The sequence below is a fragment of the Lactobacillus sp. WILCCON 0149 genome (assembly GCF_057197965.1).
Genome location: NZ_JBUBHO010000001.1, coordinates 1,770,096 through 1,785,560, shown reverse-complemented (window position 1 = coordinate 1,785,560; position 15,465 = coordinate 1,770,096). Strand labels below are relative to the sequence as shown.

General features: G+C 49.7%; 11 protein-coding genes. All 11 read left to right on the top strand.

From position 1 onward, the window contains the following. The first annotated feature begins 52 nt into the window (after positions 1-52). Positions 53-298 carry a hypothetical protein gene (locus ACYVUV_RS08235; protein ID WP_439775765.1) on the top strand — a complete coding sequence of 82 codons (246 nt, stop codon included), beginning with the start codon at positions 53-55 and terminating at the stop codon, positions 296-298. Between the two features lie 148 nt (positions 299-446). Beyond that, a complete protein-coding gene (locus ACYVUV_RS08230; RefSeq protein ID WP_439775764.1) occupies positions 447-944 on the top strand; it encodes a hypothetical protein in 498 nt (165 codons plus the stop codon). A 67-nt stretch (positions 945-1,011) separates the two neighbouring features. Further along, complete coding sequence (gene rbsK / locus ACYVUV_RS08225; RefSeq protein ID WP_439775763.1) at positions 1,012-1,932, top strand: ribokinase; 921 nt, start codon at positions 1,012-1,014, stop codon at positions 1,930-1,932. Between the two features lie 15 nt (positions 1,933-1,947). Next, complete coding sequence (rpe, locus tag ACYVUV_RS08220) at positions 1,948-2,598, top strand: ribulose-phosphate 3-epimerase (protein ID WP_439775762.1); 651 nt, start codon at positions 1,948-1,950, stop codon at positions 2,596-2,598. Between the two features lie 12 nt (positions 2,599-2,610). Further along, positions 2,611-3,303 carry a ribose-5-phosphate isomerase RpiA gene (gene rpiA / locus ACYVUV_RS08215; RefSeq protein WP_439775761.1) on the top strand — a complete coding sequence of 231 codons (693 nt, stop codon included), beginning with the start codon at positions 2,611-2,613 and terminating at the stop codon, positions 3,301-3,303. Between the two features lie 95 nt (positions 3,304-3,398). Then, on the top strand, positions 3,399-4,334 hold the full coding sequence (locus tag ACYVUV_RS08210) for a nucleoside hydrolase (RefSeq protein ID WP_439775760.1): 936 nt from the start codon (positions 3,399-3,401) through the stop codon (positions 4,332-4,334). A gap of 9 nt (positions 4,335-4,343) precedes the next feature. Then, on the top strand, positions 4,344-5,066 hold the full coding sequence (locus ACYVUV_RS08205; protein WP_439775759.1) for a GntR family transcriptional regulator: 723 nt from the start codon (positions 4,344-4,346) through the stop codon (positions 5,064-5,066). A 196-nt stretch (positions 5,067-5,262) separates the two neighbouring features. Next, the gene (locus ACYVUV_RS08200; protein ID WP_439775758.1) at positions 5,263-7,665 is read left to right on the top strand and encodes a phosphoketolase family protein; all 2,403 of its coding nucleotides are present in this window, start codon (positions 5,263-5,265) and stop codon (positions 7,663-7,665) included. Between the two features lie 238 nt (positions 7,666-7,903). Beyond that, positions 7,904-12,250, top strand: a complete 4,347-nt coding sequence (locus ACYVUV_RS08195; protein ID WP_484499251.1) for a prealbumin-like fold domain-containing protein — start codon at positions 7,904-7,906, stop codon at positions 12,248-12,250. A gap of 383 nt (positions 12,251-12,633) precedes the next feature. Continuing rightward, on the top strand, positions 12,634-14,235 hold the full coding sequence (locus ACYVUV_RS08190) for a SpaH/EbpB family LPXTG-anchored major pilin (protein ID WP_439775756.1): 1,602 nt from the start codon (positions 12,634-12,636) through the stop codon (positions 14,233-14,235). Positions 14,236-14,458: 223 nt separating this feature from the next. Then, positions 14,459-15,460, top strand: a complete 1,002-nt coding sequence (locus ACYVUV_RS08185; protein ID WP_439775755.1) for an MSCRAMM family protein — start codon at positions 14,459-14,461, stop codon at positions 15,458-15,460. The last annotated feature ends 5 nt before the right edge of the window (positions 15,461-15,465 follow it).

Genomic DNA, 15,465 nt, shown 5'->3' with positions numbered 1-15,465 from the left:
AATGATATGGAGGAGCTGTAATGAAAGAATTTTTAATTAGGGAGGGATTTGAATGAGTAAAAAGTTGACTTGGTACCTGCTCCCACCGGTACTTTTAGTGGCAGTATTCATGATTATTGATCTTGCGAGCGGCCAGCACAATTTGTGGATGTCAGCCGTTGCAACATTAGCTTGGTGGCTGTTTTCCTTTGCAAGTGACCACCTGGCCAAAGGCTGGCAAAAGGTGATTTTTCTGTCCTGTGTTGGCTTTTTACTCTTAGTTGCCGGCTTATGCATCTACATTAAGTTAAATCCATAAAACAGTTGATCAAAAAGGCGCGTCAGTTGACGCGCTTTTTTGTTAGAAAATTGGAACTATATTTCAAGCAGCAGCCCGGGTATAATTTTTCTTAGATGACTGTAAACGTAGCAGAAGGCAAGAAAAAATTAGAAGAGGAGCCATGCAAATGACGATTGAAGAAGTACTGGAAAAGCAGCTGCTGGCGGAAGATCCAAGTATCGAACGCTTTGAAGAAGATTTTTACGGGGACTTTTACGACTATTTTGTCAACTTTCTGAAGTTTAAGTGCCTCAGTCAAGGTAAGGACCTGGCCAGCCTGGAAAAGCAGAAACTGGTCTTGTATCTGGACTTGTTCAATTCCCAGGACTTCCCCGGCCGGAAGGCTTACCGTTACAAGTTAGTCTTTGACAGCCAGCTGAATTTTTTAGCGGCGGAGTCAGACTTCACCCTCAGCGCCCTTTGCCGGGACTTGCGCGGCCGGGTGGACCAGCTGAGCGACTACGAGGCAGTCAGAAGCCAGGCCTTAGCTTCTTTGGCAGAGCGTTTTGATTCAAAGAATCCAGACCCAAATACCAGGATCCAGAACTTTAACGTTGTCCTGGCTGATCTGTATGACCGCTATAATCTCAGCCGCTTCAAGATTGCCTACCAGCTGGTCAACTAAAGCGCTTTTTTAAAAGAGCGGGAATAGTTATAATTGACTTAGGAATTAAAGTTAAGGAGAAAATGCTATGAAAAAAATCGTAGTAATCGGGTCCAGCAACGTGGACACGACCCTGCATGTAGAAAACTTCCCAAAGCCAGGCGAAACTATCAACGCCAACAAGGTCAGCGAGGCTGGCGGCGGCAAGGGGGCCAACCAGGCAGTCGCGGCCGCTAAGAGCGGGGCTGAGACCATCTTCATCTCTAGAGTCGGCGAAGACTCATACGGAAGCTGGATGAAGGAGCAACTGGCCGGCTACGGGGTCAAGACTGACTATGTTTTGGCCACGGAAGGCGTTAAGACAGGCCATGCCTACATCACTTTGAACGCGGAAGGGCAAAACGACATCATCATCGACCACGGGGCCAACTACAGTTTGACTGAAGCTGATATTTTGGCGGCTAAAGACGTCATTGAAGGAGCTGACTGCGTCATCGCCCAGCTGGAAACCCCGCTTGAAGCAACTACCGCTGCCTTCAAGCTGGCCAAGGCGGCTGACAAGGTGACTATTTTGAACCCGGCTCCCGCTATCAAGGACCTGCCAGCTGATCTTTTAGCCGTGACTGACTTGATTACGCCAAACGAAACGGAAAGTGCTCTTTTGACTTCTTTGCCAGTTGCAGAAGAGGCTGATTTGGAAAAAAACGCGGCCAAGCTGCATGAATTAGGCGTTGAGCATGTGATCATCACCTACGGCAGCAAGGGGGCCTACCTGTCTTCTCCAGTCTTTACGGGCTTAGTACCAGCCTTCAAGGTCAAGGCGGTGGACACGACGGCGGCTGGCGACACCTTCTTAGGCTTTTTGGCTGGGGAATTGGCCAGCGACTTCAGCAACCTGCATGAGGCAGCCCGCTTTGCCAACCGGGCCTCATCTTTGGCCGTACAGAAGATGGGGGCTCAGCCGTCAATTCCGGACCGGGCCAGCGTTGCAGCTGCTTTAGCTGAGTAAAGGATGGGTGAAGAAATGATTATTGCACCATCAATTCTCAACGCCGACAACCTGCACTTGGGCCAGCAGATTCAAGAAGCAGCCGACAGCGGAATCCGCCGCTTCCACATCGACGTGATGGACGGGCATTTCGTGCCTAACTTGTCATATGGCCCCCAGCTGGTGAGTGATTTTAAAAAGCAGTTCCCGGACTTGACCGCGGAAGTGCACTTGATGAGCAACAACCTGCCCGACCTTTTGCCGGCTTTTGTCAAAGCAGGCAGCGACTTGATTGAAATTCACTATGAAGCTGACTATCCAAACAGAATTGACCACTGGTTGGACTACTTAAAGGAGCAGGGCGTCTCCCGCGGGTTAGTCCTTAGCCCGGACACTGATATCAAGGTGCTGGAGCGTTGCATTGACAAGGTTGACCAAGTTCTTTTGATGACGGTTTACCCGGGCTTTGGTGGGCAGAAGTTTATGGAAGAAGCGCCAGAGCGGATCAAGGCCGCCCGGGCAATTCTGCCAGATCTTCCAATCGAAGTAGATGGCGGGATTAATGATCAGACGGCTAAGCTTGCCAAAGATGCCGGAGCTGATGTCTTTGTCGCTGGCTCTTATATCTTCGGCCGTGACTCAGTGGCTAAGCAGGTAGCTGAACTGACAAGCATTTTGGAAAAATAGCGGAGGCAAAAAATGGACCAAGCAAAGCAAGATGAATTGAAAAAGGCTGCTGCCAAGAAGGCAGCTGCCTTGGTGGAAGACGGCATGGTTTTGGGCGTTGGCACTGGGTCAACGGTGAAGTTTTTCATTGATGAACTGGGCAAGAAAAAAGAAGCCGGCTTGACTCTCAAGGCGGTCGTGACCACTTCCAGCCGCAGCCAAAAGCAGTTAGAAGGCTACGGCTTTACGGTCAGCCCCCTCAGCGAAGTTGACCAGGTCGACCTGACGGTTGACGGGGCAGACAGGGTGGACAGCCAGTTAAACGGGATCAAGGGAGGCGGGGCAGCCTTGACCTTGGAAAAGAACGTGGCCGTCAACTCCAAGAAGAATGTCTGGATCGTGGATGAAAGCAAGGTCGTTGACCACCTCAGCGGCTTTGCCTTGCCAGTAGAAGTTTTGCCAATCTCCTGCATGCAGGTAGAAAAGCGCCTGGAAGACGAAGGCCTTAAGCCGGAATTCCGCTTAGAAGCTGACGGCCAGCGCCTTAAGACCCACTACGGCAACTATATTCTGGACCTCAAGCTGGACCGGATTCCGGTGCCAAGCGGTCTGGCTGATTACCTGGATCACACGGTCGGGGTAGTTGAGCACGGGCTCTTTTTGAACATCTGCGATCAGGTCATTATTGCCCGTGACAACGGGGAGATCGAAGTCCGCAGCCGCTAAGAAAATTTTTTAGAAAAGAAGCAACCGCTTCTTTTCTTTTTATTTGCCGGGCGAAATGATAGAATAAAGCTATTCTGAAAAATGGAGAACGATTAATGAACAAGAAACCCTTAATTATTTCAACTGATCCCGGGATCGACGACGCGGTCTGCTTAACGATCGCCCTGTTCGCCAAGGAACTGGACGTAAAGATGATCGTGCCAACCTGGGGCAACGTTTCTTTGGAGAAGACCTTGAACAACACCCTGCGCCTGCAAGCCTTCCTGGGCACCAAGGTGCCGGTTGTGGCTGGGGCCAAGCTGCCTTTGGTCAAGGAAGCCATCGATGCTTCTGAAGTGCACGGGGCAAGCGGGATGGACGGCTTTGACTTCCCGGAAGCTGACCGGAGCCTTTTGGTAGAGGGCCTGGCCGCTACCAAGATCCACGAAGTAGTCAGTCAAAGTTCAGAAAAGGTGACCTTGATGCAGATCGGGCCAGCTACGGACTTTGCCCTTTACTTCCGCCAATATCCGGAAGACTTGGACAAGATCGACCGCCTTTACATCATGGGCGGGGCCTTGGGCCGGGGCAACTACGGTCCTTACGACGAATACAACGTTTCCGGGGACCCGGAAGCAGCTAAGATCGTCTTTGACTTAGGCGCCAAGGGCCTGGATATCTATGTGGCTCCTCTGGAAGTCGGCAACCAGGCCTTCGTTGACGCGGCCAGCCTGGAAGAAATCAAGGCTTTGGGCCGGGTCGGGGAAATGATCTACGGCCTTAACTCTCAATACGAATTAAACGATGCTGACGCGGACAAGGGCAAGCGGATCTATGACGCCTTGACGGCGGCCATGCTGCTGGCGCCAGACCTGTTTGAAGTCAAGGAAGCATACGTGGCGGTAGACACCAAGGGCCCATACACTTATGGGGCTTCAGTCATGGACTTTGATGGCTTCTTTGGGCAAAAGGCCAATGCCAAGATCGCGGTCAAGGTTGACCGCCAGGCCTTCAAAGACTGGTTCCTGGCTGCGATTGCCCAGGCAAAGTAGGTGAACTGAATGGCTGATTATGTTTACAAGACGGTCATGCATGACATCAAGCGCCGGATTTTAGCGGGCGAATATGAGGGGATGCGGCTGCCCGACGAGCGCAGCCTGGCCGAACAGTACCAGGTCAGCCGGTCGTCGATGAAGCGGGCCCTGGAACTCCTTGCCCAGCAGGGCATTGTGTTTAAGAAGCGGGGCAGCGGGACTTTTATCAATCCTTTGTACCTAAAGAACCAGGCGATGTTTCGCTATGAAGGGTCCAACCTGGGCCTTACGGACAGCTTTTTGGTTCCAGGCAAGAAGCAGGGGATCAAGCTGCTGGAATTTAAAGTGGTCAAGGCCAGTCCTGAAACGGCCCAGGACCTCTTCTTGAGTGAAAATGACTTCGTTTACCAGTTTAAGCGCCTCCGCCTTTTGGATGGCCAGCCCTTTTTGATTGAAGAAGGCTTCGTGCCGATCAAGATCCTGCCGGAGCTTAAAGAAGAGATTCTGCAGGGGTCCTTGTTCAACTACTTGGAAGACGCGCAAAACAAAGCGGTCACCAGGTCCTATTTGACTATTACGGTTTCCCCATCAAGCAAAGAAGACCAAGAAGAGTTGCAGCTCAAGGCAACTGAGCCAGTCGGCGTGATGGACGGGATCTTCTTTTTGGATGACGGAACGCCATTTGAAGTCTCCAGCATGCGGGTTCACTACAAGTACATGCGCTTCAACAGCTTTGTCAATTTGAATTAAGACAAAAGATATATGCGGACAGGTGATACCTGTCCGTTTTATTTTTCACTATTTCTATCTATTTTTCCTCTTTGCAAAGTATTTTAAGGATTTGCAAAATTGGTAGGATCCAATTAATAAATTAGTTGACTTATTTTCAGCAAATGGTATGATTAAAGCAAATAAAGAAAACAAGTTTCCTCAAAGGAGTAAAAAGATGGCAGTAGATTACGATTCAAAAGAATACTTAAAGAGCGTTGATGCTTGGTGGCGGGCCGCCAATTACTTGTCAGTCGGGCAACTCTTTTTGCTTAAGAACCCTTTGCTTAAGGAAGAACTGACGGCTGATGACGTTAAGATCAAGCCAGTTGGTCACTGGGGTACGATCGCGCCGCAAAACTTCATCTACGCCCACTTAAACCGGGTCATCAAGAAGTATGACTTGAACATGTTCTACATTGAAGGTTCCGGTCACGGCGGCCAAGTTATGGTTTCCAACTCATACTTGGATGGGTCATACACTGAAATCTACCCGGAAATTACTCAAGATGAAGCCGGGATGACCAAGCTTTTCAAGCGCTTCAGCTTCCCTGGCGGGGTAGCATCTCACGCGGCTCCAGAAACCCCAGGTTCAATCCACGAAGGCGGGGAACTTGGCTACTCCTTGTCACACGCAACGGGTGCCATCCTGGACAACCCAGACGTGATTGCCGCTACAGAAATCGGCGACGGGGAAGCAGAAACCGGCCCGCTGGCAGCTGGCTGGTTCTCCAACCGCTTCATCAACCCGGTCAAGGATGGGGCTGTTTTGCCGATTTTGCAGGTCAACGGCTTTAAGATCTCCAACCCGACCATTACTTCCCGCATGAGCGACGAAGAACTGACCAAGTACTTTGAAGGCATGGGCTGGAAGCCTTACTTCGTATCTACCTTCAAGGGCGGCCGCTTTGACGGGATGAAGAACATTGACCAGATTCACGAAGAAATGGCCAAGACCTTGGACGCTATCATCGAAGAGATCAAGGCCATTCAAAAGAATGCCCGGGAAAACGGCGATGAATCATTTGCCCACTGGCCGCTTTTGATCTTCCAATGCCCGAAGGGCTGGACTGGTCCTAAGGCAGATCTGGATGGCAAGCCGATTGAAAACTCCTTCCGGGCCCACCAGATTCCGCTTCCGGTTGACCAGAAGCACATGGACCACAAGGAACTTTTGCTGGACTGGCTGAAGAGCTACAAGCCAGAAGAACTGTTTGACGAAAACGGCTACCCGACTGACTTAGTCCTGCAAAACGCGGTTCACGGCGACCAGAGAATGGCCATGAACCCGGTCACCAACGGCGGGATCAACCCTAAGCGCTTGAACCTGCCAGACTGGCGCGACTTTGCCTTTGAAGTTGGCAAGCCTGGTTCAAAGAATGCCCAGGACATGGTGGAATGGGCCAAGTACCTGACCAAGGTGGCGGAACTGAACCCGACTACTTTCCGCGGCTTTGGTCCGGATGAATCCAAGTCCAACCGGCTCTTTGACTTCCTGGACAGCGAAAAGCGGCAATGGGAAAGCGAAATCCATGAGCCAAACGATGAAAATCTGGCTGCGCAAGGGCGCTTGATTGACTCGCAATTGTCAGAGCACCAAGACGAAGGGATGCTGGAAGGTTACGTATTGACTGGCCGCCACGGCTTCTTCGCTACTTATGAAGCCTTCGGCCGGGTGGTTGATTCTATGCTGACCCAGCACATGAAGTGGCTGCGGAAGGCTAAGGAACAATACTGGCGCCGCGATTACCCATCATTGAACTTTGTGGCCACTTCAACTGTCTTCCAGCAGGACCATAACGGCTACACTCACCAGGATCCAGGTCTTTTGACCCACCTGTTTGAAAAGAACCGGCCGGATATGATCCATGAATACCTGCCAAGTGACACCAACACCTTGCTGGCTGTTGCTGACAAGGCCTTCCGTGACCGGGAAGGGATCAACCTGCTGGTAACTTCCAAGCAGGAACGGCCGCAATGGTTCACTCCTGAAGAAGCAGCCAAGCTGGTTGACAATGGCTTGGGCTACATCGACTGGGCTTCAACTGACAAGGATGCCAAGCCGGACGTGGTCTTTGCTTCAACTGAAACTGAACCGACCATGGAAACTCTGGCAGCTATCGACATCCTGCACCAGAACTTCCCAGACCTGAAGATCCGCTATATCAACGTGGTTGACGTGATGAAGCTGATGGCACCGAAGGATAACCCGGCCGCTATTTCTCAAGAAGAATTTGACCGCCTCTTCCCAACTGACGTACCGACCATCTTCGCATGGCACGGCTACAAGACCATGATGGAATCCATCTGGTTTGCCCGCAAGCGTTACAATGTTTCAATTCACTGCTATGAAGAAAATGGTGATATTACCACGCCATTTGACATGCGGGTCTTGAACCACCTTGACCGCTTCGACCTGGCCAAGGACGCGGTTGAGCAAATTCCAGCCTTGAAGGACAAGAGCGCGGCCTTCATTGACAAGATGGACAGCCTGCTGTCTAAGCACCACGCTTACATCCGGGACCACGGTGAAGACATTCCAGAAGTAACTTCTTGGAAGTGGACTGGCCTGGACAAGTAAGAAGAGAAAAATAATAATTACAGAATTAGCAGATATCGTTCCAAAAGGGACGATATTTTTATTTTTACTAGCTGAAAAGGATTAAATGTGATAAAATGTAGTTTGAACAAGATAGCTATATTCTTATTTTTAAACTTTAATAAGGATAGGCAAACGGATCTGGCATCTCGATGGAAGGATGCAATTAATACGTGCCAATTGGTACAGGAAATATTAAATTGCAACGGGAGAACCTAACATGATGCAGATTATGAAAAAATCCAGAGCTTTTTTGCTGGCTGCAGTGTTGATTCTGCAGCTTATTTTGCCTTCCTTTGCGGGAGTGAGTCAGGCCGCTGCCAGTGAGGTCAGTGACCAGCTCGTCTTCATGCAGAAGGACAAAGAGCTGACTGGTAAAGATAAAAATGATTCCTTAAATTTGAAGCTGAGTTGTCAAGAAACGCTCACGCTCAAGCGGAGTAAAAATGAGGCTGACCTGGAGGTAAAAGTCAGTCTGCCAGACTTGGTAGATTTGGATAAAACCGCCACGGACAAGGCCAATAAAGAATTGAAGATTGACAAGCCGGAAGAGGCTGTCAAAGAGGTAGCCGCTTCTGAAAAAGAAGGCCGGCACCTTTTGCTGCACTTTGCCAAAGGGCAGAGCGAGCTGAAGTTTACGCTGACTGGCAAAGAAGTCGGCAGCGGTCAGCTGATCGCGACTTACCAGGAAGATGGCAAGGACTATTCCAGCTATCCGCTGGTGGTCAAGGTGGAGAATGAAGATACTGAAGAATCATCATCTTCTTCATCTACGTCATCTTCTGCTTCTTCATCATCAGCAGCAGGTAATTCTTCAGTAAGTACTTCTTCAGCCAGTTCTGCGAAAGAAAAGCAAAGCTCACAAACTCAGAGCTCAAGCATACAGTCTTCTGCAAAAGAAAGTTCAAAGAGTTCTGCAAGTACTTCTAGCAGCTCAGTTTCTTCAGCAAAAGAAGACTCTGCAAGTACTTCTAGCAGCTCAGTTTCTTCAGCAAAGACAGCAACTAGTACATCCAGTTCAGAAAAATCTGCAACTAGTTCAATTAATTCTGAAAAAACAGTCACTGCTTCAACTAATCAGCTGACTACCAACCTGAGCCAGGCGAAGTCTGACTTCAGCGCTATCAACGCCCGTCTGTTTACCAGCAATCTGCTGGCCAGCACGACGGTAACAAGCAAGGCTAACGCTGACTTGGCAATTTCGTCTGATAACAACGGGTACATGGTTTGGTCAGGCGATACGGCTTTGTTTACGATCAACTTCAAGGTTTCTGGCTCCCGCTATGATGAGGCTGACCGCTGGCCGGCCACGCTGACCTTTAATTTGACGGGCAATGCCAATGGTCACTTGAAGCTGAAAACTGATGTCCTGCCAGAAGTTGCTGGCGTTAAGCCGACTGTTTCTGACGGCAAGGTCATCTATACTTTCCAAAAGTCCGACCTTAAGGCAGGTCAGTCCTACAGCTTCAAACTGGCTGTCAACACTGACAACGGCTACATCAATCATGCTACTTCATTAGAACTTGCCGGCAGCTTCAAGGACAACACTGGCTATGAAACAAAAGCCAGTGCCTACACCCAGGTTGCCGCAACTACCAGTGCCTCAATCAGCACGACTTTTTTGGGTGCAAAGAATGGCTCATTGAACACTGCTCCTGGCAGAGGGGACACTCTGGCTTGGCGGATCAGCTACTCGATTCCGAATAAGACTGGTCTCAACTTCTTAGACCCGACTCAAAAACTGCAAATCAGCTATTTGATGCAGGATGGCGTTTATGCCGGCATTACGGATCCGAATGGCAATGTGACATATGTTGGCACTAACGGAAAAACTATTACCTGGGAAATACCAACGCCTTCTATTGAGGAGCAGGCGGCCAGCTTGGCCAGTGGCCAGCCACTGGTGTCGGGGTCCTTTATTGTCTACACCAAGCCTGGCAATAGTATTTTTTCTAAATGGACTGCCAATGAAGTAATTACTAATACGGCCACACTGACTGCGAAAAATCTGCAGAATAATACGATTTCGGTTCAAAGCAGCGCAACTGGTCAAATCGGCCAAGTCATCAACGGGAATGTAAATTCTAACGGTGATGTTCTTTACCCGAACTTCTACGGGCCAAGCGATGGTGAAGGCAATATGGGCCTTAATGCCCTAACGACTGTTTATGACACGGCCAGCCTGCTTTTTGCCAGCCAGTACTTTACTGGGACTGAAGGGCTTGCAACAACGAAACAATACAACAGCAGAGGCAGTTTGGTCGGAAGCAATATCAGTTCTGGCACTTTCAACGGTTCAATTATCAATGGTCTGCTTAACACAGGCTTGCAAAAGTCGGTAGTTCACTACGATATTGATTCCCACATTATCATCAAGACCTTGGAATTCGCTACCCCATGGCTGCAACTTTATGTTTCTGAAGGTTCAACCAGCTACCCAAGCGGGATGGCTCCAGGGACTATGGCTACTTTGTACGTCAAAAATATGGAAACTGGGGCTCAAAGGACGATCACCAAGTATGTGACTAAAAACGGCCAGATTCCATTGTCAGACTTTGGCGTTAAAGACAATGAGCGCCTGGTTAGTGCTGATTTCAGTATTCAGTACGAAGATACCAGCCAGCTGATCAATACCAAAACGTCAGGGGCGGTCTACATGCGTGGCGGCGTTGAGGAAGGCTATGTTGGCAAGGCTACGATAACTACCCAAGCCTACATCGTAACAAAGGACGGGACCAAGTACGTCCACGAGTCAACGACCAACCAGAAGACTAGCACTGGTGAATTCAGTCCGATTGGTCCACGGTCAGTTCAAGTCATTAAGAAGTCCAGCTCAATTCCAATTGGCCGGACTGACGTTTCTTTTGCTCAGCATGCCCCAGAAGGAGACACAGTTATCAGAAAGAATGCCTCCAACCGGGTTATTGCTGACTTCTACAATGTGACCAACTCCCCGATCGCTACGAAGTCACCAACGGTTTTGTCAGTTCTTTTGCCAAAAGGGGTGACGGTTGACAACGCCAATACCGATGTCAAGATGTATCTTGTCAATGACAGTACCGGCCAAGAGACGCTCTTAGAGAGATGGGGTTCAGCCGGCAACTGGTCTGGCGCTTTCAATTACAAGCAGACCTTGAAAAATGCGGACAGCGTTGATACTGGCCAGCAATACGTTAAGTTTGTTATGGGTGAAGGACAAGGGGGCCTGCAGCCGGGTTACCACATCCGTGGTGAATTCAACGTCAATGTTGGAGATGTCAGTGGACCAGTAACCTTGAAGGCTTACGGTGCTTCCTATAGCCAGAAGCTGCTGGCTCCAACGGGTTACTCCCTGATCACGGACAAGGAATCTGACAAGGTCAAAGACGGCGAAGCCTACAGAGAAGTCGCCGATCTCTTTGGCGACGGAAACTTGAAGGTGGCTGTTGCTAGCCAGCAATCCTACAGCCTGTCAAACTATGATGAGTTGAAGACAGAAAAAGAAGTCAAGGGTGACCTGGACAGTGACTACTCTAGCATGGCTCATGCCAGCTTGGGCGGGCAGATTTCCTACCGGCTCAAGTTCAGCAATACTGACGGCCAGGCCATCACCAAATTGACCTTGCTGGACGTTTTGCCAACTGTTGGCGACTTAGGCATTACTGACAATGTTGACCGGGGCAGCCAATTTACTCCGGTATTGGCCGGCCCAATTACCTTGAGCAACTCCAACCTGGAGATCAAGTACTCAACTTCCAGTAAGCCAAGCCGGGCGCTTTTGAACAACTCAGTAGCTAACTGGCCATCTGGCGCCCAAAAGCTGCAGGACCCATCCGGGGCTGAAAGCCCAACTTGGCTGACGCAAGATCAAGTGACTGACTGGTCCAAGATCCGGTCCTTTACGATCAGCTTGAAGAATGGGCAAACGATCAAGGCAGGCCAAACCACAACCATCGAGTTCACCATGCAGGCGCCAAAGCGGACTGACTTAACAGCAAGTCAGCTGCAGACCTTGCTTAATCCAAATACGGATGAAAGCAGTCGGGCAGCCTGGAACAGTTTTGCGGTCACGACCAACAACCTGCTTCCAGTTGAACCAGCCAGAGTTGGGGTGGTACTTGAGGACGCGTCAGCGGCGATCATCAAGAAGGACGCTGCTTCCGGCAAGACTCTGTCGGGCGTTGAATTTAAGCTGGCGGACAGTGAAGCTAACGCCAAGGCAGGCAAGTTCCTCCGTCTGGCAGACGGCAAGGTTGTCGCGCCAAGTGATTCTAACTACTCTTCCGGCCAGGACTATGTCTTAAAGAGTGATGACAACGGTCAATTGCTCTTTACCGGCCTTAAGAGCGGCCAGACCTACTATGCGGTTGAAACGAAGGCGTTAGACGGCTACCAGCTGGATTCTACGCCTCACGCGGTAAAGGCCAGCTACCAGACCAGTCAAGCGGCTGTCACGGTATACAACCAAAAGCAGCCAATTCTGCCGCAAACCGGTGGACCAGGTGCTTTGATCTTTATCTTGTTAGGTTTGATCATGCTCTTGCTAGCTGTTTTGGGCTTAAGAAATTATAGTATTATAAAACACTAATGTACAAAATGGACTGAAAGCGTTGCGCCTCTAAGGCGCAGCGCTTTTTTGCCCTATTAGTAAAGAAGTATAGAAAAACTAATGATCTTATATTGAACTTTTTATAACCCGATGATATAATTATGATAGATTCAAGGAAATGAAGAAATAACAAAAGAATAATTAGCGAAAGATCTAGCTGGTGGCTTTCGGCCTGCAATCGCAGGTAAGCAGAATTGCTGATCCAACTTGTTCACGAAAACGAGATGCCATTGGCGGGTATTTTCCATCACACGCCCGCGCTAGACCAAGCACTAAGCCACTTTTAGGAGGTGACAGGACTTTAGGGAAAAAACGGAGATTGCTGATAATTAGTGTGAATTAAAAGAGACGGAGAAAAGACCATGAAAAGAGGAAAATTAGCAACTTTGCTGGCTGCCTTTACTTTGGCAGCCGCACCTATCCTGTCTAGCGCTGGCCTGGTAAGCGCCGCTGAAGACAACTATACGACTACTAAGCCTAACGAAGTAACTGTGGCCATCCACAAGTACAAGACCACCAGTGACTTGTCAGGCAAGACCAAGCAAAACGCTGACTTTGACACCAAGTCAACCAGCGATTTGAAGAACTTGCTGGGCCTTAGCGACAGTGACAACCTGGAGCCAATGGCTAATGTCAAGTTTAAATACTTCAAGGTCAATGACAGCGACAAGCTGGCAGACTTGGCCAAGAAGTCAGTTAAGGAACTGGAAGCAGCTTACTCAACTAACGGCGAGATGACTACTGACGCTTCTGGTTTGGCAACTAAGGTTATTCCAGAAGCTGATTACGGCAAGTATTACTTTGTCGAAGTAACCAAGACTGACTCAGCCTTTGAAACTGCACCATTCCTGCTGGAAGTTCCATCATACATTTCCGGCAAGGGTTACGCTAAGACCATGAACGTTTACCCGAAGAACAAGGTTACTACCCCAACTCCGGGCAAGGACGTCAGCGATCTGGGCAACAACGACGACTCAGCCAAGGTCGGCGACCAGGTTAAGTGGTACTTGAAGGGTACTATTCCTGCCGATATCGACACTTACCAAACTTACGAATTCATCGATACTTTGGATTCAGCTCTGACTTACGACAAGTCCTTCACTCCAGTAGTTACTGTCGGCACTAAGACTTTGAAAGCCGGCGAAGATTACACGGTAACTGAACCAACTGCTGACAGCAATGTCTTCAAGGTTACCTTGACTGAAGCAGGTAAGAAGAAGGCCTACGAAGCTTACCAAGCAGCAGGCCAAACTCCAAGTGCTGAAGAAATCAAGGACATTGCCAAGAACACTGACGAAAACCCATTCATCGAAGTTGAATTTGCAACTACTATCAACGAAAAGGCCGTAATGGGCAAGACCATCGACAACAAGGTTGTCTTGAACTACCACAACGGCGGCAGCGTTTCTGGCAAGCCAGAATCTGACACTCCAGAAGTTCACACCGGTGGTATCCGCTTCGTTAAGAAGGACGCCGTTAACAAGAACGTTCTGGAAGGCGCAGTATTCGAACTGTACGAAGCAGACGGCACTACTCCAGTTAAGTGGACTCAAGCCATGATCGATGCCAACGGCTCAACTGGCTTCAAGGACCAAGCAGTTGGCAACCAAGTTAAGCTTGTTTCAAAGAAGGACGGCACTTTCGAAATCAAGGGCCTGAAGTACGGCTCAACTGGCAAGAACAACGATGATTCTTCTACTAAGTACGTTCTTAAGGAAGTTCAAGCCCCAGAAGGCTACAACCTGCCAGACAATGCCACTACTACTGTGACTGTCAACGCAACTTCCTACTACAAGAATCCAACTGCAGTTGATGCTGTAGCAGCTGATCCTGTAGAAATCCTGAACAACAAGACTCCAAACCTGCCAATGACTGGTGGCATCGGTGCCCTGATCTTCGCTCTGACTGGTTTGGCAGCTGTAGGCTTCGCCTTCTACGAAATCAAGAAGCGTCGTCAAGCCTAATTGACTAAACTTAGTTGATTTGTTGATCACAATTTGTTACTTTTTGAAGCGGGAAAGTCAATTGGAAATTCAATTGGCTTTCCGCTTTTCTAAAGCAGGGGAGCTGGCCCTGAGCTTGCCTGCTTTAGAAAGGTTAGTCTTTAAAAATAATAAATGGCTGCATTGTGGAAGAAAAACAGTGCAGAGTGTAGAGTATAAGAAGGGTGAGAAGGGAGAACAACTTATGGCGACTCATTTACGGCGCGGCCACTTGGCTTTTGCCTGGCTTTTGGCCTTGCTCAGTCTGCTTTTTACGGCTGGCCGGGCTCAGGCCGCCAGCCAAGACCTGACCTTGGTCAACCCTAGTCCAAACCAAGCGACAAGTTTCGTCTTTAAAGGCTGGAAGGTTAATGACCAGGCTAAGCTGGCGGACTTAAACAAGCAGACCAGCGAAGAACTGGACCAGTCCAGCCAGGCCGTTTTCCAGGAAAAAATGGCTGCCGGCCAGAGCCAATTAAAGCTCTCCCTGGATCCCGGCCGCTACTACATCAGAGAATTGACCAAGCCAGGGGTGACGGTCCAGCCGCTTCTTTTGACTTTACCTAGAAACGGCAGTAACCAGCTAACGGTCTACTTAAAGACTGAAGCCATCACTGGCCAGGTCCAGCTGACTAAGCTGGGCTATGCCAGCGCTTCAGCCAAAGGCAAGGCCCTGGCCGGAGTTAGTTTCTACCTTTATCAAGAAGGCAATAATCTTCCCTTGCGAGTTGATGCTTTGGGCAAATTGTCAACAGACGACCGGGATTCCCGCCTCCTTTTGACTGACAAAAATGGGCTGATCAAGGTGACCGGCCTGCCAGCCGGCAACTACTACTTCGTTGAACAGGCGACCCTGTCTGGATACGTGAAGAATACCAGCCCGCAGCACTTTACCGTCAAAGCCGGGGAAACGGCCTACGTGACTGTAAAGAACTACCAGCCGACCGTGCCGACTCAGCCGCAGAAGCCGACCGTGCCAAAGAGTTCCAGCTCTAGCTCGAGCTCTAGTTCAAGTTCCAGCTCAAGCTCAAGCAAGCCAAAGGTACCGACTCAGCCGCAAAAGCCTAACGTTCCTAGCCAAAAGAAGAAGGGCTTCCTGCCGCAGACCGGGGAAATCGTCAGCTGGCTGGCCGTCTTTGCCGGCCTGGTCCTCCTCGTCTTTGGCCTCTTCTTAGCTGTGAAGAGCCGGCGGAAAAATGACCAATAGGATTT

Excerpts from the sequence above, each read along its gene's own strand:
- ACYVUV_RS08235 (WP_439775765.1), top strand. The coding sequence starts at position 53 with ATGAGTAAAAAGTTGACTTGGTACCTGCTCCCACCGGTACTTTTAGTG.
- ACYVUV_RS08230 (WP_439775764.1), top strand. The coding sequence starts at position 447 with ATGACGATTGAAGAAGTACTGGAAAAGCAGCTGCTGGCGGAAGATCCA.
- rbsK (WP_439775763.1), top strand. The coding sequence starts at position 1,012 with ATGAAAAAAATCGTAGTAATCGGGTCCAGCAACGTGGACACGACCCTG.
- rpe (WP_439775762.1), top strand. The coding sequence starts at position 1,948 with ATGATTATTGCACCATCAATTCTCAACGCCGACAACCTGCACTTGGGC.
- rpiA (WP_439775761.1), top strand. The coding sequence starts at position 2,611 with ATGGACCAAGCAAAGCAAGATGAATTGAAAAAGGCTGCTGCCAAGAAG.
- ACYVUV_RS08210 (WP_439775760.1), top strand. The coding sequence starts at position 3,399 with ATGAACAAGAAACCCTTAATTATTTCAACTGATCCCGGGATCGACGAC.
- ACYVUV_RS08205 (WP_439775759.1), top strand. The coding sequence starts at position 4,344 with ATGGCTGATTATGTTTACAAGACGGTCATGCATGACATCAAGCGCCGG.
- ACYVUV_RS08200 (WP_439775758.1), top strand. The coding sequence starts at position 5,263 with ATGGCAGTAGATTACGATTCAAAAGAATACTTAAAGAGCGTTGATGCT.
- ACYVUV_RS08195 (WP_484499251.1), top strand. The coding sequence starts at position 7,904 with ATGATGCAGATTATGAAAAAATCCAGAGCTTTTTTGCTGGCTGCAGTG.
- ACYVUV_RS08190 (WP_439775756.1), top strand. The coding sequence starts at position 12,634 with ATGAAAAGAGGAAAATTAGCAACTTTGCTGGCTGCCTTTACTTTGGCA.
- ACYVUV_RS08185 (WP_439775755.1), top strand. The coding sequence starts at position 14,459 with ATGGCGACTCATTTACGGCGCGGCCACTTGGCTTTTGCCTGGCTTTTG.